Annotated in this window: 18 protein-coding genes and 5 pseudogenes; 12 read left to right on the top strand and 11 right to left on the bottom strand. The window is 68.7% G+C overall.

What is annotated here, in order from left to right; translation table 11 throughout:
* Nucleotides 1–78 precede the first annotated feature (78 nt).
* Nucleotides 79–885 (bottom strand): DeoR/GlpR family DNA-binding transcription regulator, encoded by an 807-nt coding sequence (locus tag ACQF4J_RS47790; protein ID WP_427168925.1) that lies wholly within the window; start codon nucleotides 883–885, stop codon nucleotides 79–81.
* Nucleotides 886–1,962: 1,077 nt separating this feature from the next.
* Here ACQF4J_RS47790 and ACQF4J_RS47785 point away from each other — a divergent pair.
* Nucleotides 1,963–2,775 (top strand): endo alpha-1,4 polygalactosaminidase, encoded by an 813-nt coding sequence (locus ACQF4J_RS47785; RefSeq protein WP_427168924.1) that lies wholly within the window; start codon nucleotides 1,963–1,965, stop codon nucleotides 2,773–2,775.
* A 1,160-nt stretch (nucleotides 2,776–3,935) separates the two neighbouring features.
* Here ACQF4J_RS47785 and ACQF4J_RS47780 read toward each other — a convergent pair.
* The 3 genes from ACQF4J_RS47780 to ACQF4J_RS47770 all read right to left on the bottom strand — a co-directional run bounded on the left by ACQF4J_RS47780 (nucleotide 3,936) and on the right by ACQF4J_RS47770 (nucleotide 7,750).
* The gene (locus ACQF4J_RS47780; protein ID WP_427168923.1) at nucleotides 3,936–5,549 is read right to left on the bottom strand and encodes a solute symporter family protein; all 1,614 of its coding nucleotides are present in this window, start codon (nucleotides 5,547–5,549) and stop codon (nucleotides 3,936–3,938) included.
* The gene (locus tag ACQF4J_RS47775) at nucleotides 5,546–6,070 is read right to left on the bottom strand and encodes a DUF485 domain-containing protein (protein ID WP_427168922.1); all 525 of its coding nucleotides are present in this window, start codon (nucleotides 6,068–6,070) and stop codon (nucleotides 5,546–5,548) included. The genes ACQF4J_RS47780 and ACQF4J_RS47775 overlap by 4 nt, the downstream gene beginning before the upstream one ends.
* A gap of 738 nt (nucleotides 6,071–6,808) precedes the next feature.
* The gene (locus ACQF4J_RS47770) at nucleotides 6,809–7,750 is read right to left on the bottom strand and encodes a 1-phosphofructokinase family hexose kinase (RefSeq protein WP_427168921.1); all 942 of its coding nucleotides are present in this window, start codon (nucleotides 7,748–7,750) and stop codon (nucleotides 6,809–6,811) included.
* A 1,346-nt stretch (nucleotides 7,751–9,096) separates the two neighbouring features.
* On the opposite strand from ACQF4J_RS47770, the gene ACQF4J_RS47765 reads away from it, so the two are divergent.
* Complete coding sequence (locus ACQF4J_RS47765) at nucleotides 9,097–10,425, top strand: ABC transporter substrate-binding protein (protein WP_427168920.1); 1,329 nt, start codon at nucleotides 9,097–9,099, stop codon at nucleotides 10,423–10,425.
* Nucleotides 10,426–10,877: 452 nt separating this feature from the next.
* On the opposite strand, the gene ACQF4J_RS47760 is transcribed toward ACQF4J_RS47765, so the two are convergent.
* The 3 genes from ACQF4J_RS47760 to ACQF4J_RS47750 all read right to left on the bottom strand — a co-directional run bounded on the left by ACQF4J_RS47760 (nucleotide 10,878) and on the right by ACQF4J_RS47750 (nucleotide 13,364).
* Nucleotides 10,878–11,237, bottom strand: coding sequence for a hypothetical protein (locus tag ACQF4J_RS47760; RefSeq protein WP_427168919.1), 360 nt, complete (start codon nucleotides 11,235–11,237; stop codon nucleotides 10,878–10,880).
* 308 nt (nucleotides 11,238–11,545) lie between these two features.
* Nucleotides 11,546–12,370, bottom strand: coding sequence for a hypothetical protein (locus ACQF4J_RS47755; RefSeq protein WP_427168918.1), 825 nt, complete (start codon nucleotides 12,368–12,370; stop codon nucleotides 11,546–11,548).
* 547 nt (nucleotides 12,371–12,917) lie between these two features.
* Nucleotides 12,918–13,364 carry a transposase gene (locus ACQF4J_RS47750; protein ID WP_427168917.1) on the bottom strand — a complete coding sequence of 149 codons (447 nt, stop codon included), beginning with the start codon at nucleotides 13,362–13,364 and terminating at the stop codon, nucleotides 12,918–12,920.
* A 311-nt stretch (nucleotides 13,365–13,675) separates the two neighbouring features.
* On the opposite strand from ACQF4J_RS47750, the gene ACQF4J_RS47745 reads away from it, so the two are divergent.
* Entirely contained in the window at nucleotides 13,676–13,993 is a 318-nt protein-coding gene (locus ACQF4J_RS47745) for a NucA/NucB deoxyribonuclease domain-containing protein (RefSeq protein ID WP_427168916.1), read from the top strand.
* Nucleotides 13,994–14,067: 74 nt separating this feature from the next.
* Nucleotides 14,068–14,568, top strand: a complete 501-nt coding sequence (locus tag ACQF4J_RS47740) for a hypothetical protein (protein WP_427168915.1) — start codon at nucleotides 14,068–14,070, stop codon at nucleotides 14,566–14,568.
* Between the two features lie 232 nt (nucleotides 14,569–14,800).
* Here the strand turns inward: ACQF4J_RS47740 and ACQF4J_RS47735 are convergent.
* Nucleotides 14,801–15,232 (bottom strand): annotated as a pseudogene (locus tag ACQF4J_RS47735) (NF041680 family putative transposase); the annotation flags it as partial.
* A 304-nt stretch (nucleotides 15,233–15,536) separates the two neighbouring features.
* On the opposite strand from ACQF4J_RS47735, the gene ACQF4J_RS47730 reads away from it, so the two are divergent.
* The 5 genes and pseudogenes from ACQF4J_RS47730 to ACQF4J_RS47710 form a co-directional block, all read left to right on the top strand.
* Entirely contained in the window at nucleotides 15,537–16,601 is a 1,065-nt protein-coding gene (locus ACQF4J_RS47730; protein WP_427168914.1) for a YihY/virulence factor BrkB family protein, read from the top strand.
* 120 nt (nucleotides 16,602–16,721) lie between these two features.
* Nucleotides 16,722–16,991: a phosphatase PAP2 family protein gene (locus ACQF4J_RS47725; protein WP_427168913.1), complete on the top strand. Its 270-nt coding sequence runs from the start codon at nucleotides 16,722–16,724 to the stop codon at nucleotides 16,989–16,991.
* A gap of 353 nt (nucleotides 16,992–17,344) precedes the next feature.
* The gene (locus ACQF4J_RS47720; RefSeq protein WP_427168912.1) at nucleotides 17,345–17,776 is read left to right on the top strand and encodes a phage holin family protein; all 432 of its coding nucleotides are present in this window, start codon (nucleotides 17,345–17,347) and stop codon (nucleotides 17,774–17,776) included.
* The gene (locus tag ACQF4J_RS47715) at nucleotides 17,773–18,219 is read left to right on the top strand and encodes a DUF3618 domain-containing protein (RefSeq protein WP_427168911.1); all 447 of its coding nucleotides are present in this window, start codon (nucleotides 17,773–17,775) and stop codon (nucleotides 18,217–18,219) included. Before ACQF4J_RS47720 ends, ACQF4J_RS47715 begins: the two co-directional genes overlap by 4 nt.
* A gap of 66 nt (nucleotides 18,220–18,285) precedes the next feature.
* Nucleotides 18,286–18,471: pseudogene (locus ACQF4J_RS47710) on the top strand (DUF4235 domain-containing protein); the annotation flags it as partial.
* Between the two features lie 235 nt (nucleotides 18,472–18,706).
* Here the strand turns inward: ACQF4J_RS47710 and ACQF4J_RS47705 are convergent.
* Nucleotides 18,707–19,114, bottom strand: a pseudogene (locus tag ACQF4J_RS47705) (IS110 family transposase); the annotation flags it as partial.
* 831 nt (nucleotides 19,115–19,945) lie between these two features.
* On the opposite strand from ACQF4J_RS47705, the pseudogene ACQF4J_RS47700 reads away from it, so the two are divergent.
* Both ACQF4J_RS47700 and ACQF4J_RS47695 read left to right on the top strand, forming a co-directional pair.
* Nucleotides 19,946–20,440: pseudogene (locus ACQF4J_RS47700) on the top strand (FAD-dependent monooxygenase); the annotation flags it as partial.
* 1 nt (nucleotide 20,441) lies between these two features.
* Nucleotides 20,442–20,585: pseudogene (locus ACQF4J_RS47695) on the top strand (IS5/IS1182 family transposase); the annotation flags it as partial.
* Between the two features lie 68 nt (nucleotides 20,586–20,653).
* Here the strand turns inward: ACQF4J_RS47695 and nhaA are convergent.
* Nucleotides 20,654–22,573: a Na+/H+ antiporter NhaA gene (gene nhaA / locus ACQF4J_RS47690; RefSeq protein WP_427168910.1), complete on the bottom strand. Its 1,920-nt coding sequence runs from the start codon at nucleotides 22,571–22,573 to the stop codon at nucleotides 20,654–20,656.
* 127 nt (nucleotides 22,574–22,700) lie between these two features.
* Nucleotides 22,701–23,378, bottom strand: coding sequence for a DNA-3-methyladenine glycosylase family protein (locus tag ACQF4J_RS47685; protein WP_427168909.1), 678 nt, complete (start codon nucleotides 23,376–23,378; stop codon nucleotides 22,701–22,703).
* Between the two features lie 601 nt (nucleotides 23,379–23,979).
* Between ACQF4J_RS47685 and ctaD the strand changes: the two genes are divergently transcribed.
* On the top strand, nucleotides 23,980–25,611 hold the full coding sequence (gene ctaD / locus ACQF4J_RS47680; protein ID WP_427169013.1) for a cytochrome c oxidase subunit I: 1,632 nt from the start codon (nucleotides 23,980–23,982) through the stop codon (nucleotides 25,609–25,611).
* Nucleotides 25,612–25,637: the final 26 nt, after the last annotated feature.

The raw sequence follows: 25,637 nt of genomic DNA, 5'->3' as shown, positions 1-25,637 counted from the left end.
GCGAGTTCGGTCTGACGGCCTGTCGTGCTGCGACGCATTTGGACGGGCACAGTACGTTCCGCGAAGCCTGCGGCCCCGTCAGCGCGCAGCGGGTTGGGCGACCGTCACCTTGACGCCCCGCGCGGCGATGGCGGCCACCTCGTCGACGTCCGCGGTCGTGTCCGTGACCAACTCGGTCACGGCGAGGAGGCCGGCCACGGGTGCGAGCAGACTTCGACCGATCTTGGAGCCGTCGGCCACCACCACGACCCGCCGAGCCCGGCTGATCATCAGGGCGTTGATCTGCGCCTCGACCGCGTCGTGCGTCGACAGCCCGGTCGTGGCATTGATCCCGTCGATGCCGATGAACGCGGTGTCGATGTTCATCCTTCCCAAGGTCCTCTCTGCGACTGGACCGACCAGTTCGTAGGAGTTGGGCCGGGCCACGCCACCGGTGACGATCAGCTTCACACGCGGCTGGTTCACCATCAGACTGGCGATGTTCAACGCGTTGGTGACCACCGTCAGACCGGTCCGGGTCGCCAGCAGCCGGGCGACCTCTCCCGCCGTGGTGCCGCCGTTGATCGCCACGACCTGCCGGCAGGACGTCATGCAGCACATGGCCATCCGCGCGATCGCCTGCTTGGCCGCACGGCCCCTGCCGTCGCGGTAGCGGACCGGCAATTCGTAGGCCTCGGCGCGGCCCACCGCGCCGCCACGGGTGCGGATGACCAGATTCTGATCGTCCAGCAGCGTAAGGTCCCTGCGGATTGTCGCGACGGAGACCCCCAAGTCATGGGCCACACCGGCGACGTTCACCGCGCCGCCGCCGGCCAGTCGTTCCAGGATCGCGGTGACGCGATCGGAGCGGCGCATTGCGGGAACGGAAGTGCGCTCTGCGGTCATCTGGTTCTCCAAGCTCGCGCATACAAGGCCTGCGCGCCGTACGCGGCCCGCCCCGACGAGGTGATCTCCTGGCGATGCAGGGTGATCCGCCGGAACGGGTGTGCAACAGCCGTCAGACGGAAGGAGTCGCGTGGAGACACGTGCGTAGGGAGAGAACGATCGATCGGCCGTCAACGAGGCTCACAGCGCGCTCCACTGTGCTGGAGGGCACGACCCCGCCTCGGAAACCGGAAACGATCCTGGCGACTTGGTCCGGGCTCGCGGGCGATGCCCGCACACCGGATGGGCGTGCCTCTGACGTCGCGTTCCTGATGCGACGTGGGCTGGATGCTACCCAGCCGTCGTTCGCCTTGCCAAGCACACTCCGGCCCAACCAACCGCACAGACACGTCGGGAACATGACTGCGTGTCCGGTCCACAGAGCCACGCACTGACCGGTCCCGGCCATCGCGATGTTCGTCGGTTGCCGGCACTGGCTGTTCGCCGCCTGCCGAGAAGGCGGCGCGCGCAATCATTGCGAGGGTCGGCATCCCGCGGCCGGCCGGAGCGCTCCACCTGCCCCGAGACGCTGGGAAGAGACACCGGCCCGCACGGGAGAACCAGGCCTTCGGCTCGACGCAGATCATCGAAGCGAGCCAGCGGAGCGGAATCCGTCAGCCCCGGGCCCCGGCAGGCCCAAACGGTGCCCGTTCAGGCGGATTTCGGGTCGCCACGCCGTTTTGTACAGCGAAGGCGCGGCAGGCCGTCGGTGCCGCATGGTCGCTGCACGGCCGGCCGTCGGCCAATGCCGCCGACAAGCCCGGGCGGACCCCACGGTTGCTGTATGACCGCCTGTCCGGTGCTTAATTCTGCGCGAGTTGACCATCCATCACGCAGAAACGTGCAAAAATGAGGAGCGAAGGATTGACGCTCGTCACGTCCTGCCTATTTACTCCCGGGCAGCGCCGACGTCGTGCACTCGGCGCGAGAGGTACGCCCAGCCGGTAGCTGGTTGAGAGCCAGAAGTCCGGCCCGAGTCGCCAGGATCGCCTTCGGGGTCCGAGGCGGGGTCGTGCCCACCATCTCTTGGAGCTCGACATGAGCCGAAAGCGTGTTCTCTCCAGCAAGGAATTCGGCGTAGCCGCCGCATGTGCCGCGGCTCTGGCAGGCGCGCTGCTCGCCCCAGCCCCTGCGTCGGCCGACCCGATTGTGCCCCCCACCCACGCCGGCTTCGACTACCAGATCGGCGGGGCCTATACCCCGCCGCAGGGCGTCCAGGTCGTCACCCGGGACCAGTCGGCGTCTCCAGCGGCCGGCCTGTACAACATCTGCTACGTCAACACCTTCCAGGCGCAGCCCGGGGCCGAGTCCCAGTGGGACTCGGATCTGCTGCTGCGCGACGCCTCCGGCAACATCGTCTACGACACCGAGTGGAAGGAGGCCCTCCTCGACATCCGCACCGCCGAGAAACGGGAGCGCATCATGGCCAAGGTGGGCGCCTGGATCGATGGCTGCCGCGACCATGGCTTCCAGGCCATCGAGCCGGACAACTACGACAGCTACCTGCGCTCCGGCGGGCTGCTGAGCACCACCGATGCACAGGAGTTCATCAAGCTCCAGTCGGCGCGCGCCCACAGTGACGGGCTCGCGATCGGCCAGAAGAACACCGCAGATCTGGCCGCCAACCGCGTCGCCAACGGCCTCGACTTCGCGATCACCGAGGAGTGCGGGCAGTACGAGGAGTGCGGCACGTACACCGCGGCCTTCGGCGACAACGTGATCGTGATCGAGTACACCGACACGGGCCTGGCCAACGCCTGCGCGGGTTGGGGCGACAGGCTCAGCATCGTTCAGCGCGACGTCCTCGTCTCCCCGGCGGGCAGCGCCGATTACGTCCGCCAGACGTGCTGAATCCCGTGCAGCCGACGAGGCAGTCCACCTGCTGAGAAGGCCGAACCTCCGACTCTGCAATCCGCGCGGCCGTCTCCTCGGGGACGGCCGCTTCAGGTCGCGCGTGCGTCCACCTGCTCCGTCTCGCAGAAGCGGGCCGCCCACGAGCCGAGACATCCGAGACCGACGGCACCATGCGCCCCGCATAGGGGCTGCTCCACCCATCCACACCGGCAGCGGACGCAGACGATGGAGTCGACCGCGAACGCGGATCCGCCGACCAGGCTGGCGGCCCGCTCACGCCAGCCTGGCCGCTCTGCCGAGGATGTGTCCTGCCAGGGTGTGTCCAGGATGATCACAGTCAAGGACTGCGCTGCCCGGGCCGTCAGGTGAGCCTGCGAAGCATCCGCTGCCATGGCGTGCCGTCGGGTGCATGTCCTACTTCGAGACCAGTCCTGCCAGGGCCGCCGCGGCCTTCTTGTCCTCGTCGCTTCCCATGTCGCCGACCCCGCCCACCTGGGGAGGGAGGATCGCAGAAGTTGAGAGCAGGAGGCGGTGCAACTGCTCGAAGACCCCGGCCTCTTGCCATCCGTCCAGGCGTCGCCGGCACGTCCTGAGGCGCCGCCCATGAACACTCCTGGACCGGACTCGCCGCGGACTGAACGGGCGCCGCGGTCCCACACGAAGCGCAGGTACGGGCGGGCCTTGGCCTGCAGCGGTGACACAGCGGACCCTTGGGAGGCGGGCGGCGCCGCGTACTCTCGGCCGGCACGTCGCGCAGCGGGCCATCGCCGGCGGTCGCCGTTCGTGGCAGCCGGGGCACAGCGGTTGCCGCGCGGCCGCCCCCTTCACCCTCGAGCAGCAGCGCGAGCTCTTCCGCCGATGGACGACCGACGATCATGTTCTCCCGTACGAGGCCCTGCTCGGCATGCTCGCTCTGCGGCACGGAGGCTCCAGCGCAGAGGTCCCGAGCTGCCCACAACCGAGGACGCCGTGCACCTTGCCGAGCGTGACCTTGCCGCAGGCCTCCAATGCTGGGTCAACCAGGGCATCGTCTGTGACGATTACCAGGACTTCCGCAGGATGAACCCGTGATAGGTGATGGCGACGCTGTCCTCTCCTCGCGCTCGGTCAGCACCTGGAGGAGCAATTCGGCGCCGTGCCGGCCTGGTCCAAGAAGGTCATGGACCGGGGCTTGGCTCCGGAGGGCTGGCCGCCACGTCAGCGAGGACGCTGGCCTCTGTTTCGGCGTACTCCATCTCGTCGGGTCTGCGTGAGTCGAGGACCGATCCCAGCCAGCCAAGCAGGAAACCGAGCGGGATCGAGGCCACTGCGGGGTTGCTGAGGGGGAAGACAGCGAAGTCCTGATCGGGCAGCAGGGAGGTCGGCCTGCCTGAGAGGACGGGAGAGAACACGACGAGGAGGACGGAGGAGAGCAGGCCCCCGTAGATGCTCCACAGCGCACCCTTGGTGGTGAAGCGCCTCCAGTACATGTTGTACAGCACCGCCGGCAGGATGGCGGATCCCGCGATGGCCAAGGCCAAGCCGACCAGAAACGAGATGCTTTGGGTCTGGGCGTACAAGGACAGCGCGATGGCCGTGACACCCACCAGCACCAACGTGACCCTGGCGACCAGGAGCTCACTCTTCTCCGACGCCTTTCCGTTCATCAGGCCGACCTGGTAGATGTCGTGGGCCAGCGCGGCAGATGCGGTCAGGACAAGCCCTGACACCACAGCCAGGACGGTGGCGAAGGCAATGCAAGAGATCAGCGTGATGAGGAACGCCCCGCCGATGAACTTTGCCAGCATCAGTACGGCGGTGTTTCCCGTGGCGTTGTCGGTGAGAATGGAGCCCCGGCCCAGCACCGTCGCCGCGCCGAATCCGATCAAGCCGGCCATGAAGCAGAACGCAAGCGTCAGCCAGCTTGCGATTTCGACGGAACGACGGGCCGCGCGTGCCGTGGGCACCGCCCTGAGCCTCATCAGTACGTGGGGCATCCCAACGGCACCGATGAACACCGCCAACTGCACACTCAAGGAGTCGAGTTTGCCTACGGCGGCGTCGACGTGACTCGTGCCGGGCTGAAGGAATGCCTCCCCGAGTCCGCTGTGGTCCGCGGCCTGGCTCAGCAAGATCGCAGGATCCCAGCCGACCCGCGACATGAGCAGCACTGCCGTCAGGCCCCCTCCGGCTAGCAGCAGGACCCCCTTGACCACCTGTATCGCCGTCGTCGCCCACATACCTCCGATCGCCGCGTAGACGATGACGAGGAGGCCGAGCGAGCCGACCATGATCTCCCGCGCGCCGGTTCCCTCGAGCCCCAGGATCGGTGCTGCGAGTGCGCCGGCACCGACCATCTGGGCGATCAGGTACACCAGGCTCATGCCGAGTGTGGCGATTCCCGCGGCCACGGGGACGGACCTGGCGCGCAGGCGCCGCCCGAGGCTGTCGCCGATCGTGTAACGACTGGTGCTGTGATACGGCTCCGCGATCAGAAGCAGGACCACGACAATGGCGACGATCGGACCCATCAGGTAGCCGATGCCGTCGTATCCCGTCAACGCGATTCTGCCGGGCGCACCAAGCAAGGTCTCGACCGACAGGTAGACACCGAAGATGGCGATGCCGTTGCGTACCGGGGTGAGGCGGCTGTCGCCGACGTAGAAGTCACGGGGTGTGGTCCGGTCGGTCGTGACCAGTACGGTGACGAACAGCGCGCAGGATACGAATGTCGCAAAGACCACGAACACGGGGAAGCCGGGATTCGTCAATGTCAGGGCAGTGGTTGTCACGCCTGTCCCCAATCTCTCAGTGCCCTGACCCGTGCGGCCTCCGGGTCCAGGACGCGTCTTGCGTGGCGGGCGTACCACCGGACCGCACAGGCGGAGGTGACGCACTGTAGAAGGCTCAGTGCCAAGCCGACGTTGAGGGGTCCCGCGAGAGGTACGGCCATGAAGCCCCCCGCCTCATTCGCCAGCAGGATTTCCAGGACGTAGAGCGAGGAGATGGCACCGACCATGGTGAAAATGGGGCGCCTGCGGGCCGTGCGCAATCGCAACAGCGCATGATCGGCTTGGAGTTGCTGAAGAGCGGCCGTGCGGGCGTCGATGTCCCGCGGCGTGTGCTCATTCTGGGCGGCCCAAACGGAACCGTAGCCCCAGCCATGCTGAGGTGTGCTCCGCGGGTCCAGCCGTGGGAAGGGCCGCGGCGCGCCCTTCGTCCGGCCTCGCGGGTGGGAAACGCCCTGCTGCTCAGAAGCCTGCGGTGATTCGTGGGAACCGGGCCACGCACCCGGGTCGCGCGAGGTGCCCACTGCCCATTCCCCCTGACTCTGTCCCCTGCCCGCATCCCCTGCGTCCCACTCCGGTGGCGGGGCCGCCGGGGTCACGCCGCACCTCGCAGTGCAGTGGGGCAGTCTGCGTCGGGCTTTCCACCGGGCCGGTTGCTGCGCCCGGCGAGGTCGAAGGACAGTTCCCGTGCCATGCGACGAACCCAGCTACGTGGTGCGTGGCGCACATCGCCGGCCGCTGACAATTCCTCGTGCACAACTCGGGCATGGTCCGGGCCGGGCGTGACAGTCTCACCGGCTTGGTCGACAGTGCCGGGGACGGCCCGGCTCATTTCGCTGCCCGAGTACGGCCTTTCCGGGACGAGCGGTCTCGTACAGGGGGCAGAAGCCGGAGAGGGACTCCCTCCGGCGGGCAGGATGGTGCGTCGCATGGCATGTCCTAGATGAGCGGTTGTTCGGAACAGGGACGGGAAACGGGGCAGTCAGCCGAGGCCCCCTTGACGATCGGCTCTCCATCGGGGCACCAATGGAGCAGGAAACCTCTTGCGCCGATGCCCGTCTTGGGCGTCTGCTTGCACGTCCAGCGCCCGGCAGTGGTCTTCCGGCCGACGCCGAGCTCGCCTCAGCGGCAGAACGCACCATGGAGCAGCCGCACAGAGGCACCCGGGGCCATAGTCCGCAGGCGAGCGGAGGAGATCCCGGCACATGCGACCTCGGCGTGCGGCCGTGCCCCGGTGCGGTATCGGTGAAGCACGAAAAGGATCAGGATGCGGTTTGTCTTTTGAGCGCGGGGAGCGGTTCCACGGTGATCGCTTCGAGCAGCCTGCGGTGGATGGTGACGTCGAAGTCGCCGGCGAGCGGGGCCGCAACGGCTGCGGCTGACAGGGCTACCGCCTCGGTGAGCCTGACCGGCCAGGGCGCCCCCTGAATCAGCCCGAGGGTGAGGGCCGCAACCGCCGCGTCTCCCGCGCCGGTCGGATTTCCGGCAAGGTGCTGCGGGGGACGGGCCCGCCAGCTGCCCTGAAGTGCGCAGGCGATCATGCCGTCCGGTCCGGCCGACGCGACCACCGCCTGCGCGCCCGCAGCGCGCAGTGCCGCTGCCCCGGCGTGGAGATCGCTGCTGCCGCTGGCGGCCGCGAGTTCGCTGGCATTGGGTTTGATGAGGGCAGGAGCTTCGGACAGGCCGGCCCGTAGCGCCTGACCATCGGCGTCCAGGACAGCGGGTACATGATGGACGCGGGCACGGCGGATCAACTCGGCGTAGGCATTGGCAGGCACGCCGACAGGCAGGCTGCCTGCGAGCACGACCGCGGCGGCCTGAGCAACCAACTTGTCGTACCGGTAAAGGAATTGCATCCATTCGTCGGCGGTGACGACCGGCCCGGGCTCCAGGAGGATCGTTGTATCGCCGAGTTGCTCGTCGACGACGGCAACGGTGCGACGGGTCTCGCCTCCGATCGAAACGAGGTTGTTGGTCAGCCCGGCGGCGGTCAGCTCGCGGTGCACAGCCGTGCCGGTCAGCCCCCCGGCCAGGCCGGTCACGACGGTTTCGTGCCCTAGCGCGTGCAGGACACGGGAGACATTGATCCCCTTGCCTCCGGCCCGGGCGGCAACGGCGCCGACGCGGTTGCTCGCGTGTGGGCGAAGCCGGTCGAGGTGATAAGTGAGGTCGAGCGCGGCATTGAGTGTGACGGTGAGGATCACCAGGCGGCCCTTCGGAGTGTCTGCTGCGGAGTCAGCGGACGGGGTGGTGGCGGATGGGAGGAACGGCCCCCCGCCCGATCGGCGCGCCAAGGCCGTCAAGAATGACATGTGGGATGGGGCCCCAGCAGTCCGGCTGGCTGGCCATCTCCTCGGTGACGTGGTCCACGCGTCCTCCAGAACCCGATGATGCTTAAAGATGCGCTATTCATAGCCTAAATAATCAGAAACAAGCAAGGGGCGGAGATGGGTGCGCACGGCAGGTGGACGCATCTGCGTTCCAAATCCTGACCAGCCAGTGCCGTAGTCCACTCCTGGAGGCTGTGACACCAGGCTCTCCGCAGCCGTCGTCTTCCGTGGCCTGGAAGGGCCGACTCGGCAACGGGCGCCGACGCTTACTTGCGTCGGACGTGGCCGGGAAGATCACCTCGATGTGATCCTTGCGCTGGGGGTGTATCGACTTGGGTCACATGCCCGAGAGCCGACTCGCGCTCCTGGGCCCAGCGCCGCAGTACACATGGGCCGTGTGAGCAGGCATGGTCGCATGCCATGCCATGGCGCGCCGGTCGGTCGTCGGTGTATACGGCAGGGTCCGCCCACTGGGCCCAGTGGCGCCCGGTGGGTGCTGCCGCCCTGGACTCCGTTTGTGCGCACGGCATCTTGATGGTTGAAAGTTTTGACACAGCCGCAACCGAGTCAGTGCCGGCGGGCTTCGGCATGCTGGTCGGCGTCGCTCCCAGGGGCCGGGCCGTTCACGCTGCCGCCCTGCCCTGTCGCCCGCTGTCCCGTACTTGCGAAGCATGCTTGTTCCTGCACATTATAGGGTGCTACCGAGCAGAAATGTGCACAAGAGGTGTCTTGAGGTCTTGACATCGCCCTCTTTGGCCGTTTGACTCCCGTCAACGCCGCAGTCGATCACTCGGTGAAGAGGTACGCCATCCGGTAGCTGGCGGCCCAGGCCAAGTCGCCAGGATCGCCGCAAGCGTCCGAGGCGGGGACATGCCCGCCATCGTCTGGAAGCCGATCATCAGTCACGGTCTTGTGTCATCCCGGAATGCACGGGGCGTGGCTGCCATGGCCGACCCTGCCGCATCGCTGATCACGCTCAGCGCGTCGGCAGAAGCAAGTCGTTTCCGCTCACACATGCGGCGTGTTCCGGCTGGGGTCGGACGCTGGGCGCCATCCAGGGTGCCCTCGACGTCTCCCTGGTCGGCCGCAGTGGATACGTCCGCAGGACCTGCTGAAGTTTCGGGTGGCGAACGTGCCGCACCCGGGCCGGACCCACCGCATCGGTCGCGCGATCCACGCGGCAGACCCCTCGTTCGACCCGAATTCCCCTGGAGGTACTGATGGATGCGGCCCCCTATGTCGCGCACCCCTCACGCCGCGGTGTGTTGCGCACCGGCGGCGGCCTGGCAGTTGCAGCAGCCGCGGGCCTGACGGCATCCGGCTGCGCGGCCGGCACCGATGTCGGCGGTGTCGTCAATGGCATCGCCACCATCGAGATGTGGCACGGTCAGACCGATCAACGGAGGAAAGCCCTGGAAGAACTTGTCGTCTCGTTTGAGCGCAGTCATCCCAAGATCAAGGTCAGGCTGGGCGGTGGTGTGCTGGCCGACGCGATGCTGCAGAAGGTGACCGCCGGCCTGGCCGCGGGCTCCTACCCGGACATCGCCTACATCTTCGGTTCCGACCTGGCCAGCATCGCCGTGAGCCCGCAGGTCGTCGATCTCACCGACACCGTCCGCACCGGCCCCACCCCGTGGTGGGACTACTGGGCTCCGGCCTGCGATGCGGTCACCGTCCGGGGGAAGGTGCGGGCCGCGCCCGCCCTGTTGGACTCCCTGGCAGTGGTGTGCAACAAGAAGCTGTTCCGCGAGGCGGGTCTGCCCCTGCCCCGGGCGGGCTGGACCTGGCAGGACTTCCAGGACACGGCGAGGAGGCTGACCGACAAGGGCCGCGGCCGGTTCGGCACGGGCTGGCCCGGTGCCGGCGACGAGGACACCGTGTGGCGGCTGTGGCCGATGATCTGGGACCTCGCAGGGGACGTCATCGACTCCGGCGGCAAGAAGATCGGCTTTGCCGACAGCGGCGTGCGCGCCCTGGAGGTGGTGGATGCCCTGGCCCGCGACCAGAGCGTCTACATCGATCCCAAGCCCGGCAGCGAGCAGATGTACCAGGTCTTCATGTCCGGCCGGATGGGCATGACCCTCACCGGTCCGTGGCAGTTGCCCGACATTGAGCAGGCGAAGGTCGACTACCACGTCGTCCCGCTGCCCAGCTTCTCCGGCCGGCCGGTGACCATATCGGGGCCGGACACCTGGACGGTGTTCAACAACGGATCGGCCCGCCAGCGGGCGGCCCGCACGTTCGTCAGCTGGCTGATGCAGCCCGCGCAGGATGTGGTGTGGGATGTCCAGGCGGGCAGTCTCCCGCTCAGCCGCCGCTGCCAGGACCTGCCCGCCTGGCGGCACAAGGCAGCCGACACCGAAGGCCTGACGGTGTTCACCCAGGCGCTGGAAACAGCCCGGGTCCGCCCCGTCCACCCCGCCTATCCGCAAATCTCCAAGGCGGTCGGGGAAGCGGTCGTGGCGGTCCTGCTCGGCCGCAGCACCCCCGCCCAGGCCCTGCGCGCATGCGCCGACACCGCCAACGCCGCCCTCGCCCTTCCGTACTGAGGAGATCGACCCAGGTCGTGGCGGCTTTGCTGCGGAGCTTGCGGTGGCGATGGCGGGCCGGATGCGACGGTGATCGTGGTGGCCAGGTGTGACACGCCAGACCAATCATCTGGTCACCACTGGGCTTGATCCGCTTTGCCGGACATCGAAGATCAAGGACTTCGGCCCCAGGAGGAGGATGTCCCTCATGGAGAGCATGGGGAAGAAGCCGCGTCCTCGCCGCTCGTTCCCGCCGGAGTTCAAGGCCGAGACCGTCGAGCTGTGCCGACGCGGTGACCGCTTGGTTCGCTAAAGCGTGTTGCACAAGCCAGGATGTGGGCAGGTCAGAGCGCGTGAGCGGGGCGGCCTGCTGATGACGCGAGGGCGCGGTGCGGTGAGCCGGCGGGTGGGGAACAGCGTCTCCAGGGCGGCGCGTCGCCGGTGGAAGGGCCAGCTGGTAGTGGGGGTGCCGGTCAGGCGTAGCAGGTCGAAGGCGACGAAGTGGGCGGGCCGTTTGTCGGCGGCCCGGGCGGCACTGTGCCGCGGCGGCGCAGCCGGTCTTGCAGGCGTTCGAAGGCCAGCCGTTTCTCCGACCACACGACCAACTCACCGTCCAGGGCCGTCTTGTCGGGGAGGCGGGCGGTGCCGGCCACGATCTCCGGGAACGCCGGCGCCAGGTCCGTGCCGCGGCGCGGGCGCAGCACGACACGGCCGGCATCGACCGACAGCAGGGCCCGGAAGCCGTCCCATTTCGGTTGTCCGGCCCATCCCGGCAGCAGGGCGGGGAGGGGTGTGGGGGTGGTCAGCGTCGGTTCCGGCAGCGTCCAGGTCACGCCGCATGCCTTCCACCAGGTACCGCCAGGCTGTCGGGGGAGTGGGACCGTATGGGGGGTGCTGGAGGGTGGAGCGGACCATGCTCGAAGTGATCAGGGATCAGCCACCTTTACCGGCGATGCGCCACCCGGACCATGAGACGGCCGCGATGTCAAAGATCGGCACCGGGGCCGTGAGTGACGCACGCATGCGTGCGGGGCAGAGGTGGCGCTCGTAGGCTGGTTCTGCTCGGGGCTATCACGGAGGTTTCTCATGCCCCGAATGATTGGTCAGGTGCGATCAGCTTCGGTCTCGTGACTTCACTGAACTACCCGAGTGGGATGGTGACTTGGCAGGGGTTCCCTCGTGACCGAGCTGTGGCGTGGCCGCCTGTCAGCCGATGAAAAATACACCCGTCCTGACGGGAGCAGTTGTAGCTGGCCGAGGCCGAAGGCTTGACGACGGAGTCGACGCTACCGTCAGGCAACGGGTCGGTGCCGGCCCCTGGCCCTTTGCTTCCCTCGTCCTCGTCCGGCTTGCCGGCCCCGTCGTCGGTGCTGGCATCGACGTCCATATCGGAAACCTGCGTCGTCGGGGTCGGACCGCCCTCGGTATCGGCTTTATCGGACGACAGCAGCCAGGCGCCGTCAGCGCCCTGGGCGAACGTCACCGTGTGCGGAAGCGACAGTTCCTCGTACTCCGGCGCGCCGTCTTCGACCTCCTGGGGCGTGAACGGGAGGTGGAGGCGCGTGTGTTCGGTGAGCTGCAGCGTCGCCGACCGGTCCGTGACGGAGGTGTCGGTGACCTTCACCTCGACCTCGGCCTTCGTGTAGCCGCCGTCGACTTCCTTGTACCGCCTGCCCTTCTCCGCGAGCGCAGCGAGATCATCCTGCACCCGCGCAGTCATGGCCCGTGTGGCCTGGACGCGGGCGACAGCGGCCCTGGCCGTCGGGCGGGTCGTCGTCAGCATGTCGGCCCGCTGCTGCAGATAGCCTTCGGCGAGCTGGGCGAGCTCCGTGGTGTCGCTGTTCGACAGCGACGGCGCAGCCGGGGAAGACGGCTGCGCGTGCGCCGGTGTGCCGATAAGCGTGAGCATCCCCACCGCCGTTGTCACGGCCACGGCGAAGACGCGTCTGTGATGCGCGATGCGCATGAATCCCCCTGATCATAAACACGGGCTGACTGGTCAGGGTCAGCCCGCATGCCAAGAGATCCAATTCGAGCATCGCGTTGCCATCCGGCGAGTTCTTGATGCCGGAATGTCTGATTCCTGATCAAGAGAGAGGGGACGCGCCCACCGCGGCCCGCGCCCACGGCAGCGTAAAAACCTGTCTGACCCGGCAGATCCTCGATTCAGGCCGACCGGGCTGCTCGCCGCCCGCCCTACCGGGGGCGCGTCCCCGATCGGTCGCCCATCGACGGGGAGGGCCCCAACCGCTTCTCGCGGTTCCTGATTGCGCGGTGCGCAGCCTCTCGGCTGCTTCTCCGCGTCTGTGTGCGGGGCCCGTCCCCGTCTCCTTCAGTGCATCACTTCAGTACCGGTGTCACCAGGGCCATACGGCCCTGGTGCAGCGCGGTTTCCTTGGTCGAGGGAGAAGGTGCAGTCGGCGCTCCAGGGCGCCTGAGAGGACTGCTCGGGTCGACGGGAAGGAAGAGCCTTCCACATTGGGCTGGAAGGGACCGGGCGCCGTCCCGGTCGGTCACGGACGCCGGTGTGACCAGCACGGCCAGGAAAGTCCGAGCGTGTCGGTGAGCAGGTGCCGCTTGCGACCGTTGATTTTCTTGCCCGCGTCGAAGCCCCGTGAGCCGAAGGTGACGGTGGCGTCTGCCTTCACCGACTGCGAGTCCACGACCCCCGCGCTCGGCTCGGGGCTGCGGCCTTCGCCGGCGCGGACGGCTTCCCGCAGCCGGTCGTGCAGCTCGGTGACCAGTCCCGTGTCCCGCCAGCGGGCGAAAAAGGCGTAGACGCGCGGCCAGGGCGGGAAGTCTGCGGGCATTGCCCGCCACTTGATGCCGTTGTCGACCAGGTAGCGCACTGCGTCGATCATCTGCCGGTGGCAGTAGCCCTCCGGGCGCCCGCCGCGGCCCGAAAGCCAGCCCGGCACCGGCAGCAGGTTCCTGACCACGGCCCACTCGGCATCGCTCATGTCCGAGCCGTATCGGCGGCGGCGCTGCGGCCGGTCGACGGCGTTTCCGAACCTGTGGGCGAGGCAGTCACACCCACGAGTGGACGAACTGGACTCGGCGACCACGACCACGCGACACTTCGACAACAGGGCCTCTAGCTTCTCGCTGGACTCGACATCCGCGAGCTACCAAGAGGCCCTTCCTTCATGCATCCGCCCCGGACAACTCACCCGAACCAGGCCCCCGTTCGAACCTGCCCGACGAAGCGAGCGGATAGAGAACAGGCAGTTACAGTCCCAAGCCGGGCTGTGTGATGCCCTACATCCCGGAGATGGTCTACGCCAAGAACGGGGAATTCCCCGAGCTCGCCAAGCACGTCGAGTACGCGCAGAACACCAAGAACCTGCCCGGCAAGCACGGCACCCGGCGGTACCTGACCCGTCTGACCAACAAGGAAAAGATCACAGGCAACCGGCGCAAAGCATGCCCCTCGAGCCTGGAGCGGCCGCCGGGCAAGCAGTGCGACGAGTACCCCATGGCATCGACCTGGCAAGGCGCCGACACCGGCGGGGGAAACTTCAGCCGCCGGATGATCGACGACACAGAACGAGGACGGCGGCCGAGCCCTGAGCCGCTTCTACCTGTATAACCGCATCCTCGAGAAGGACAAGTTCCTCGTGTGGATCAAGTAGGTGTTCCGCCGCTCGGCAGAGGGAGGGCGAGATGAGCGACGAAGTCGGACAGGGCACAAGCAACGTCCCGGTCCAGTACCACCAGTTCGACATCTGTGACGAGGACGGGCCGACTGGCCCCGACCTGGAGCGCGGGCACAACGGGCTCGTCCGGGTCGACGACGGCGTCATCATCGTCATGACCGGCATCCACACCGGCGACGTCACCGTCACTGTCACCCTCCACGACACCGAGCCCCCCACCGACAGTGACTGGCAGGAGACGGTGGAGATCTCAGCACACTCCGCCTCCGGCGAGCTCACGGTGCGCGGCATGATGGACGACCTCGACGAAGAACTCCCCGTCCTGTCGTTCAACGGCCCTGGCGACTACCGGCTGCGCGTGCATGCCCGAGGCCGAGACACCGCAGTCGACCTGGCTCCCGACGAGGTCACCGAGTGGTACCTCATCCAGGTCTGGCCAGCGCCCTTCCAGCAAACCAAGGTGCTGCGTCAGACCGATCGCTACGGAGCCTCGCTCCGGGCCCGCTAAACACGCCACACCATCCTTTGCCCGCCCGCCGTCCGACGGCGGGCGGGCAAAGGTCTGAGTTCAGCCCGCGTCCAGCTGTCCCGCACGGCCGCATCACGCTCGTGCCGTCAGCACGTGAGGACACCACGACCAGCGCAGCTGCCGATGACCTGGCGCACTCACCCCGTGTTGTGCGCAGAAGTACTACAGCTTCGGAGGTATCTAGCGTGGTGGCAGAGGCATCAGGCCCCGCTGTCTGGACGGGCACCGACCGCCACGAACACGCTCTGGCAGCCTCCGAGCTGCGAAGCCGGGGCTCGGTCCACCCGAGCGTCTGCTTGAACAGGCGAAAGGTGTGCTCGATGTCGAAGCGGCGGAGGAAGGACTGCCAGCAGCGGTCGACGTCAGCTTCGGTGGCGGCGGTGCCCGACCACCACAGCCACACCGGCTTGTTCACCCCGCCACTGGGCAGCTTCTCTACGACCAGGCGGATGACGGTGCCCTCGATGATGGGCAGCGGCCCGTCGTGGTCGATCCAGGCTGCCCGCCGGGTCAGCCGTGGGTGCAGCCGGTCCCAGGCCTGCGCGGTGGCCTTGCCGTAAAGGCGGGTGCCGGTGACGGTGACGGCCTGCTCGGTGCCCCAGGTGGCAGGGTCGCCGAAGACGAACTCGCCGCCGTGCTTGGGGCCGCAGGCCGCGCGCCACGCCCGGGGCCGTCACCTGCGCCTGGTCCACGCCGCGAACCGGTCATCCGCCGACCACGCCGCGGCTGAAGCCGCCACGCGGCACCGGGGCGCCGCTTGACCCGAGCGATCGGACAGGCCTCAGCTCCGGCCCCATCCCGCCAAGGCTCGGGGTGGCCGCCCTCCTCGCCGCCCCACATGGCACCGGCTGCCTGGACACGGCGACCTCGAGCCTTCCACTCACGCTGCGGCCGCACGCGCGGCTGGTGCGTGCTTAGGCGCGGTGACGAGGGTTACCCGGGGGCTTATGGCGAAGCTGCATCTGCCCGGGCGCAACACGCACCACGGCCACGACGAGGCGCGCGGGCGCGAAGCGCTCGCGCCCGAGGAGGTCGGGCCCGGGCCTGAGGTGGAGCGGCGCGCCCCGGATACGCCGACGAAGCTGCCCAAGGGCGCGTGGCGTGCCGTGCTCAAGGGCAGCTTGCGGGAGTTCAAGGACGATGAGCTGACCGACCGTGCGGCGGCCCTGACCTACTACGGGGTACTGGCGCTGTTCCCGGCGCTGCTGGTGCTGGTCTCGCTGCTGGGCATCAGCGGCAAGTCGGCGACCGACTCGGTGCTGGCCAACATCAAGAAGTTCGCTCCCGGCTCGGCCCGCGACATCATCACCCGGGCCGTGGAGCAGTTGCAGAGCAACGCCGGTGTCGGCTCGGTGATGGCGATCGTCGGCATCGTGCTGGCGGTGTGGTCGGCCTCCGGCTATGTGGCCGCGTTCATCCGCGCCGCGAACGCCGTCTACGACATGCCCGAGGGCCGCCCCGTGTGGAAGATCCTTCCGGTGCGGCTGGGGGTGACGGTCGTGCTTTTGGTGCTGGCGGTGATCAGTGCGCTGATCGTGGTGTTCACCGGCTCACTGGCCCGCCAGGCCGGCAAGGCCCTGGGAATCGGGGACACGGCGATCACAGTGTGGTCGATCGCCAAGTGGCCCGTCCTGGTGGTCCTGGTCACCGTCATGATCGCGATCTTGTACTGGGCGACCCCGAACGCGCGGGTAAAGGGCTTCAAGTGGATCACCCCCGGCAGTCTCCTCGCCCTGCTGATCTGGCTGCTGGCCTCCGCCGGCTTCGCGTTCTACGTTGCCAACTTCGCCTCCTACAACAAGACCTACGGCACCATGGCCGGCGTCATCGTCTTCCTGCTGTGGCTGTGGATCACCAATCTGGCCATCCTGCTGGGCCTGGAGTTCGACGCGGAGACCGTACGCCAGCGGGCCATCGCCGGCGGGCTGCCGCCCGACAGCGAGCCCTACACCCAACCCCGCGACACCCGGGCATGGGACGAAGAGGACCGGCGCCGCATGGGCCACGGCTGAGGCCTCGCCCGTCGTTCGCCTTGCTGTGCGCTAGCTGACCGGTGCTCTTGGGCGTAGGGCGGTGAGCGGGGGATACCTGCCTGTTGTGAGGCCTGTGACGGGGTTGCGGAATGTTGACCGGTGAGGAGTGCGCGGAGAACACGAAGCTGTGGTGTGCGGCCGCGCGGCAGTGATGGCCTTGCCGCGGTCGCGTTCACCGTGGCCGCGGCAGGCGCCTGGCCTGTTGCCGGCGTCGCATGTGCTGTGCCGGCCGCCCTGCTAGCGGTGGGGCGGGTGCAAGCGGGCGCCCACTACCCCAGCGACGTCGCCGCCGGCGCGGCGATCGGCGTAGCCAGCGCCTGGCTTGCCGTGCGCACCCCGCGTCTGGTCGTGCGTTCTTGGCTGCTCTAGCCGTGGTTCATCGAGTCGGCGCCGGAGGGGTGGGGCGAGGACGGGGCGGCGGCACAGGTCACCCGTGCTGCGACATGCACCGGCCCGCTCCGAAGGTGCAGGAGCGGGCCGGCTTGTGTGTCGTACAGCCCCAACTTGCCAGACACACGCGGACAAGCCGCCCGGGCCGCCGCCGCGACGCACCAGGGCCGCGCCCGCGCGGGTGCCCCGCCCGTCGCGGATGACTCCCTCTCGCTCCAGATCGCGTCGGGGTGTCCTGATCTGGTCTGTTCGGGGTACTCGCGCGCTCAGGCGACGGTCCACCGCACGGCCCGTCGTGATGGACCGGGCAGGGAAGACGGGAGGTGATCGTCGTGTCGACCATTCAGCCCCCGACGGGCGGCCGCGGCAGTACGCATGGCAGTGCCGAGCCGGTGAGCGAGCTGGTGCAGCGCGCCTCGCAGCAGCTGACGGAGCTGGTGCGAGGCGAGATGCAGCTGGCCCAGGCGGAAATGAAGGAGAAAGGCAAACGCTACGGCAAGGGCGGGGGCCTGTTCGGCGGCGCCGGGGTGGTCGGCTTCCTGATGGCGCAGGCCCTGGTGGCCACCGCGATCGCAGCCCTCGCCGTACCACTGCCGGTGTGGGCCGCGGCGCTGATCGTCACCGCTGTGCTGGGCGTGATCGCTGCGGTGATGGCCATGAGCGGCAGGAAACAGATCAAGGAAGGCGCACCTCCGACGCCCGAGCGGACGGTGCAGAGCATGAAGGCCGATGTGGCCCAGATCAAGGAGAGTGCACAGCGATGACCCAGCCGCCCCACGACGAACCCACCGCCTCCAGCCCCGATGAACTGCGCGAGCAGGTCGAGCACACGCGCGAGGAACTCGGGCAGACGGTCGAGGCAATGGCGGCCAAGACGGACGTCAAGGCCCGCGCCCAGGAGAAGGCGGCCGAGGTCAAGCAGCAGGCCACCGCCAAGGCCGGGGAACTGAGGACGAAGGCCGCCGACCTGACGCACCGGGCGCAGGACAGCCTGCCCGACCCGGTCAAGGAGTGGGCCGCCCAGGCCGCCGGGCAGATCCGCGAGAGGGCGGCCCAGGCCGGCCATGTGTGGGAGGAGAAAGCACCCGAGCCGGTACGGAACAAAACGGTCCAGGGCGCGCAGCTGGCACGCGACAACCGCAGCCTGCTGCTGACGGCGGCCGGTGTAGCCGTCGTGCTGTGGCTGGCCTTCCGTCGGAAGAGGTGAGCCGGGTGAAGGCCCTCGAAGATCGCCTACAAGCCGGTCGGTCTCGCCCTGAGGGCCGTCAGCGGCATGCTTGCCGGCGCAGCGTTCAAGCAGGCGTGGAAGATCCTCGGTCACGACGAGGACGCCCCCGACGCCACCGACGAACAGCGCAACTGGGCAGAAGTGCTGCTCGCCGCCACCGTGCAGGGCGCGATCTTCGCCGGCGTCAAGGCGGCCGTCGACCGCGCCGGCGCCACCGCCACCCGTCGCCTGGCCCGGCTGACGCGCATATACGCAGGCGACACGGCTGGTTGGACGCATACCGGCCCTGCCGCCGCCCACCCCGAACCCCGCGAAGGACTCTTCACCGTGATGTCCGATCAGCACGCGGCCACCGTGCTGACCGCCGCCGCCGTCATCGCCACGATCCTCATCGCCCGGGCGGCGCTCCTCCATCAAGGCAGCCCACGACACCCCACCGAGCCCTCCGAACGCCACGCCCTCGCACCAGCTCGGCGACGATCTCGTCGTCCAGATCGAGGGAGCGAAGGGTGTGGGGCATCGAGCGGGCCGCGTCGGCGATGATGAACGCGTCGCGGGCATCGGTCTTGGCCTCGCCGGGGTAGAGGTCGGCGATCCGCCGCATCGTCAGGCCTGGCAGGTAGGCGACTTTGCAGCCGGCGTCCCGGGCCACGGTGAGCGGGAGGGCGCCGATGGATGCGGGCTGGTCGACGATGACGAGCACGGTGCCGAACTTCGCGGCCAGTTTGCCGAAGACGGCACGCAGCTTCGGCTCGCTGTTGGGCAGCTGCTTGTCGAAGACCTTCTTGCCGGCCGGGGTGAGGCCGTGCCCGTGATGGGCGCTCTTGCCGACGTCCAGGCCGAGGAAGACGCCCACATCACCGATGTCGAACATCGTGCTCCCAACTGCTTCGGTGCGATGCTGGCCAGGGAGTTGGCGCCGTACGTGCGCATCCACGTTATGCAGACCTGCCGCCCGCAAGGGGCCGGGCATTGCGCCAGGCTGGGCGGTAGTCGGACCTCTCATCAGCGTCTCCAACGGCACCTCCCGGGCCCGGTGACACCACCCCCCAGGTCATCCGTTCGACAGGGGGACACAGTCATGCCGGGCCCGGAGGCCAGCGGCCCTCTTGCAGGACCGCGAAGAAGATAACGGGGATGGCGACCCCGTTTGAGGCGGTCGTCGGAGGGCGGGGAAAGGCCACCACTCGGATGGCGGAGTATGACGATGGCCGGGCGGGGCAGTCGGCAGTTTCGCCCGAACGGCTTTTGAGGGCGGGTTGAGGACGGGTGCCGCAGTCATCCCCGAGTCGGCTGCGGCACATCGTCCACCCTGCACGTCTTCAGGGGCGAGGCGGTGATCCAAGCGGCGCGGGTGATGCTGGCCGCCGGGGGCTGCGCACGCGTAGGGCGTCTCCCTGCCCGGATCGTCACAGAGCGCCATGATCATGTGCGTTCGCTTCTCATCGATGGCTGCCGAGGTCGAGGCGACCTGACCATGTCGGACGCAGGTATGCCGAGTTCAGGGTGTTCGCGGGAGCGTGGACACGATGTCGGCCACCGATGAGTTTGGTGCCCACCCGCAGTCGAGACCCCGGGATCCACCGACAGCGGTGGGCTTGTGCTGGGAATGTTCCGGCGCGGGAGGAAGCACATGGAGGCAGTGATGGGCGTCGACGACTCTGAGCGGGAGCGCACGATCCGGACGGGCGAGCAGGGGATGCAGATGAGCGGCCCCAGGGTGCTGGTGGCGGGGGCGAGCATCGCGGGACCCGCCCTGGCTCACTGGCTGAGCCGGTGGGGGGCAAAGGTGACCGTGGTGGAGCGGGCTTCCGAACTGCGTCCCGGCGGGCAGGCGGTGGACGCGCGCGGGGTCGCCAAGGAGGTCATCACCCGCATGGGGCTGGACGCGGCGGTCCGCGCGGCGTGCACCGACACCGCCGGTGCGCACACCGTGGACGCGGACGGGCAGGTGCTGGAGACCTTCCGCGCGGACGACGACGGTGGTGACGGGTTCATCGCGGACATCGAGATCCTGCGCGGGGACCTGCCCCAGGTGCTCTACGACGACACCCGCGACGGCGTCGAGTACATCTTCGGCGACCGAATCGCCGAACTCGCACAGGACGCGGGCGGGGTCGACGTGGTCTTCGCGGGCGGCGACCGGCGGCGCTTCGACCTGGTGGTCGGGGCCGACGGGCTGCACTCGGAGCTGCGGGCCAGGCCGTCCTCGCACCCGCCCCGAGCAGGTCGCCGCAGACAAGGGCTACTCATCCACGAAGATCCGCTCCTACCTGCGCAGGCGAGGAATCAAGGCGGCCATCCCGGAACGGATCGACCAGATCAACGGCCGCATCAGGCGAGGTGAAAGCCGGTGCCGACTGAACCGGGCTTCGGCGCCCGTGTGAAGGGAGCGCCGTCTGACACCTCGGCCCTACCGCGCGCTCCGCAGACGCCCCTGTCGGCGCTCTCGTGCCACCGCTGCCCGCTCCCGCGCCGTGCGCACAGCCGCCGTCAGACTCGCGATGTCGTAGGCGCCGTGGTGGCGGCGGCCGTTGATGAAGAACGTGGGTGTCCCCGCGACCTCGCTGAGGTCGGCGCTCTCCACGTCCTCGGCGACGCGGTCGGCGCCGACCCTGCTCCTCACGTCGGTGCGGAAGCGATCCACGTCCAGCCCGATGGCTGCGGCGTGGGCGGACAGGTCGGCGAGGGTGAGGCTGCTCTGGTGGGTGAGGAGGAAGTCGTGCATCTCCCAGTAGGCCCCTTGGTGCGCGGCGGCCTCGGCCGCCTCGGCGGCGATCTGTGCGTGCGGGTGGATGTCGGCGAGGGGGAGGTGCCGCCACACGTAGCGCACGTCGTCACGGCCGCGGAGGAGGTCTCGGACCACCGGTTCGGCCAGGCCGCAGTAGCGGCACTCGTAGTCGCCGTACTCCACGATGGTCACCGCCGCCGACTGAGGCCCCCGCACGTGGTCGCGTGCGGGGTCGACCGGCACGGCCAGGTCCACGATGGTCTCCGCCCTGCCGATACGCGCGCGAAGGCGGGCCGGGTGCGGCAGCAGGTTGACCACCCCGGTGATGGCCCAGCTGAGGGCGAACGAGACGATGACGGCGCCCAGCACCCCCGCCTTGGCCTCGTCGAGTTCGGCGCCGACAAGGGCGCGTGAGGCGATGAGCAGCGATACCGTGAAGCCGACACCGGCCAGCGCGCCGCCGGAGGTGACCGCGCCCCAGCCCGCCGGTGGCCGGACGCGCCCGCGGCTCAGGCCGGTCGCCGCGGCTGACGCGCCGAGGATCCCGATGGGCTTGCCCACCACATAGGCGACGAAGATGCCGAGAGTGATGGGGGACGTGGCTGCCCGGGAGAGCAGACCGGAGTCGATGACGATCCCTGCGTTCGCCAGCGCGAACAAGGGGACGATCACGTAGCTCGACCAGGGGTGGAAGAGCCGCTGCATGCGCTCGTTGGGGGAGAGGGCCGAGGCGAGGCCCTCCCGCACCACGCGCGCGGCCTCGGGCGTGGGCTGCTCGCGGAAGCGGCGGAAGAGCCCGCTCGTGCGCTCCAGTTCCCCGCGCGAGGCCGGGCCCGCGTAGGTGAGCAGGCCCATCGCGAGACCGATGATGACCGGGTCCACTCCGGAACGGGCCAGCGCGGCCCACGCGGCGACTGCGAGGATCCCGTACACCAGCCCCCGACGCACCTTCAGGCCGCGCGCAAGCAGCACCACGCCGAACAGGCCCACGGCCGTAAGCAGCGACACGACCCTGACGTCGCTGCTGTAGGCGGTCGCGATGACGACCAGGGCCAGGAGGTCGTCGACGACAGCGATGGTCAGGATGAAGACCCGCAGTCCGGCCGGCAGGCGGGCGCCGAACGTGGCGAGCATGCCGAGGGCGAAGGCGGTGTCCGTCGACATCGCTGCTCCCCAGCCGTGCCCCGACGGCTGCCCCGCGTTGAAGGCGAGGTAGATCACGATCGGGACGAGCATCCCGCTCACCCCGGCGGCGAGCGGAAGCGCGAGGCGTTTGCGCTCCCGTAGTTCGCCCATGTCGAACTCGCGGCGAGCCTCCAGGCCGACGACGAAGAAGAACACCGTCATGAGGCCGTTGTTGACGAGTTCGTGCAACGACAGCGAGGCACGGTAGCGGCCGGCCTGAACGGCAACGTCTGCGTTCCAGAACGACTCGTAGTGCGCCGGCGTGGTGTTCGCCCACACCAGGGCGGCGACAGCGGCTGCCAGGAGCACGACTGCACTGGCTACCTCAGTGTGCAGGAAGGCGCGCAGCGGGGAGCGGGCGGCGTCTGCGCACAGTGACTGGCCGGAGAACGCGGGAGGATCGGACGGGAGGTTCATGGCACCGACTGGGGGAGTGAGGGACACGGAGAAAGCGGGCCCCGGGAGGGGGGCGGTCCGGTGCTTCGTGCCGGGCGTTCAGCCTGCCGTGGCCCGGGGGCGCCGGCCCCGGTACGGGCGGCCCGGTTCACTGCGCCGTCCCGAGGGTTCGGCGTGCACGGCCGCCTGGCCTCTCCGCGAGGGGGAGGGGGGTCGAGAGCGAGGCCCACAACAGGGCCGCGGCGTACGTGCGGTAGGGGGACCACGGAAAGGCACGGCGGCGGGTCTCCTCGACCCCGGGTACGGCGTCGAACTGCCAGGCGCGCTCGATCGCCCGGCGGATGCCGATGTCACCTGCGGGCAGGATGTCCGGGCGCTTGAGTTGGTGGACGAGGAACATCTGGGCGGACCAGAGGCTGACGCCCCGCACGGCGGTCAGGTCGGCGAGCGCGGTGGCGTCGTCGACGCCGGCCATGTCCTCCAGATCGATGGTGCCCTGCGCCTGCCGCCGGGCAAGATCGTGGAGGTAGGACGCCTTGGCCCGGGACAGCCCGCAGGCCCGCAGCCGGTCCTCGGGCAGGGCGAGGAGCCCGGCCGGGGTGACCTCGCCGCCCATCGACGCTGAAATCCGCCCGAAGATCGTCAGGGCCGCCGCGGTGGAGATCTGCTGGCCGATGATGTGGAGGGCCATCGCGGCGAAGTTGGACGTCACGGGGTAGCCGCGCTCCTGCCAGGTGAACGGGTCGGGACGGCCGACGCCCCCCACCAGCCGCCGCAGGACGGGATCCGCCGCGGCCAGGTGTCCGTAGGCGGTTGGGAGGGACATGGCTGCTCCATGCGCTGTCGTGGTCGAAGGGCGGTGGGCCCGTCCTCGGCGCCGTCGGCGCTCCTCCTGCGTACCGGACGGGCGTCGCCCCGGCACCTCGCGCCCATCTACGTCACATCTACGCGGCAAACGTCCCGCCGTGCGACACCGCCTGCCCCGACCCGCTGGCAGCGCAGTCCGCCGAGCGGGAAGAGCCGCCCATCCGGTCAAGCCTCGCCACCCTAGTCGAGGACGTGTGGGTCGACAGTGCCTCGGCTTGGGCCATCGGATCGGTCCGCACCCAGGTGTCCATCATCAGGCAGGCACCCGGTCGGCCACATCTGCCGAGCGATACGCCTCGTCGAAGGCGGCCGTGTGCCTCGGCTGATGCCGCAACCTACAGCCATCCGCAAGATCGGCTCATCCGGCCCCATGGGGCGAAGAGCAGCAACTGCATCCGCCACCCTCGCCAGCTGCCCCCACCAGGCCCTTCACCCGCCGTAGACGGCACATGTATGACGCGCTGCTTGATTTGCGCTCACGGCGCGACGAGCACGTCGTCGCGCCATAGAACAGACGCACGGAGGCGACGGTGGCGGAAGTACAGGTGACCGACACGGCCATGGAGCGCCCACAGAGCGTAGGTGCGGGCAGGGTCGTGGTGGAGTGGCTGACCACCACCGACCACAAGAGGATCGGGACGCTCTATCTGACGACCTCGTTCGTGTTCTTCCTCGTCGGAGGTGCCTTCGCCCTCGTCATGCGCGCCGAACTCGCGCGCCCGGGCCTGCAGTTCCTGTCCAACGAACAGTTCAACCAGGCCTTCACCGCGCACGGCACCATCATGCTCCTGATCTTCGCCACCCCCCTGTTCGCAGGGTTCGCGAACTGGATCATGCCGTTGCAGATCGGCGCCCCGGACGTGGCGTTCCCCCGGCTGAACATGTTCGCGTACTGGCTCTACCTCCTCGGGTCCCTGATCGTCCTGTCGGGATTCCTCACCCCCGACGGCTCCGCCCACTGGGGGTGGACCGGCTATGCGCCGTTGTCGAGCGCCCTGCGGTCGCCCGGCGTGGGCGGCGATCTGTGGATCATGGGCCTGGCCCTGTCGGGCTTCGGGACCATCCTCGGCTCGGTCAACTTCATCACGACCATCATCTGTATGCGCGCGCCCGGCATGACCATGTTCCGCATGCCGATCTTCACGTGGAACATCCTGCTCACCGCGGTCCTGGTCCTGATCGCCTTCCCGACGCTGGCGGCAGCCCTCCTCGCCCTGGAGGCGGACCGGAAGCTCGGCGCGCACGTGTACGACGCCGCCAACGGCGGGCCACTGCTGTGGCAGCACCTCTTCTGGTTCTTCGGCCACCCCGAGGTGTACATCATCGCCCTGCCGTTCTTCGGTATCGTCACGGAGATCCTGCCCGTGTTCAGCAGGAAGCCGGTCTTCGGCTACATGGGCCTGGTCGGCGCCACGATCGCCATCGCCGGCCTGTCTGTGACCGTCTGGGCACACCACATGTTCGTCACTGGAGGGGTCCTGCTGCCCTTCTTCTCGTTCATGTCGTTCCTGATCGCCGTCCCCACAGGCGTGAAGTTCTTCAACTGGATCGGAACGATGCGGAAGGGATCCCTGTCCTTCGAGACGCCCATGCTGTGGGCCATGGGCTTCCTCGTCACGTTCCTCTTTGGCGGCCTGACGGGGGTGCTGCTCGCCTCCCCGCCCCTGGACTTCCACGTCTCCGACTCGTACTTCGTCGTGGCGCACTTCCACTACACCGTCTTCGGCACCGTGGTGTTCGCCATGTTCGCGGGCTTCTACTTCTGGTGGCCCAAGTTCACGGGCAAGATGCTCGACGAGCGAATCGGGAAGATCCACTTCTGGACCCTCTTCGTCGGGTTCCACTGCACGTTCCTCGTCCAGCACTGGCTGGGCGCCGAGGGAATGCCGCGGCGCTACGCCGACTACCTGGCGGCCGACGGGTTCACCGCCCTGAACACCGTTTCGACGATCGGGTCCTTTCTGCTCGGCGCCTCCATGCTGCCGTTCCTCTACAACGTTTGGAAGACCTCGCACTACGCGCCGCGTGTGACGGACAACGACCCCTGGGGATACGGCCGTTCGCTGGAATGGACCACCTCCTGCCCGCCCCCGCGGCACAACTTCCTGTCCCTGCCCACGATCCGCTCGGAGTCCCCGGCATTCGATCTACGCCATCCCGAGGTCCGGGCCCTGGAGCGCAGCGGGCGGTGACGGACGCTGGACCGGCGCCCCATCGG

Source organism: Streptomyces sp. C1-1 (genome assembly GCF_050214755.1).
Taxonomy (GTDB): Bacteria; Actinomycetota; Actinomycetes; order Streptomycetales; family Streptomycetaceae; genus Streptomyces.
Note: the sequence above shows the minus strand (reverse complement) of the source record. Positions and strands in the feature narration are given on the sequence as shown.